Consider the following 521-nt stretch of genomic DNA (forward strand, 5'->3'; position numbering starts at 1 on the left):
AGGGAACTCAAGGTTCCAGTGAGATCTCATCTTGAGGCAAGTTTCCCGCTTAGATGCTTTCAGCGGTTATCTTTTCCGAACATAGCTACCCGGCAATGCCACTGGCGTGACAACCGGAACACCAGAGGTTCGTCCACTCCGGTCCTCTCGTACTAGGAGCAGCCCCTCTCAAATCTCAAACGTCCACGGCAGATAGGGACCGAACTGTCTCACGACGTTCTAAACCCAGCTCGCGTACCACTTTAAATGGCGAACAGCCATACCCTTGGGACCGGCTTCAGCCCCAGGATGTGATGAGCCGACATCGAGGTGCCAAACACCGCCGTCGATATGAACTCTTGGGCGGTATCAGCCTGTTATCCCCGGAGTACCTTTTATCCGTTGAGCGATGGCCCTTCCATACAGAACCACCGGATCACTAAGACCTACTTTCGTACCTGCTCGACGTGTCTGTCTCGCAGTCAAGCGCGCTTTTGCCTTTATACTCTACGACCGATTTCCGACCGGTCTGAGCGCACCTT

At 54.1% G+C, this 521-nt stretch carries 1 rRNA gene; it reads right to left on the bottom strand.

Features of this window, described 5'->3' with window-relative positions:
• Positions 1-521, bottom strand: a 23S ribosomal RNA gene (locus tag DK261_RS13030); the annotation flags it as partial.

Source organism: Pseudomonas sp. RW409, assembly GCF_003184125.1.
GTDB lineage: Bacteria > Pseudomonadota > Gammaproteobacteria > Pseudomonadales > Pseudomonadaceae > Aquipseudomonas > Aquipseudomonas chlororaphis_I.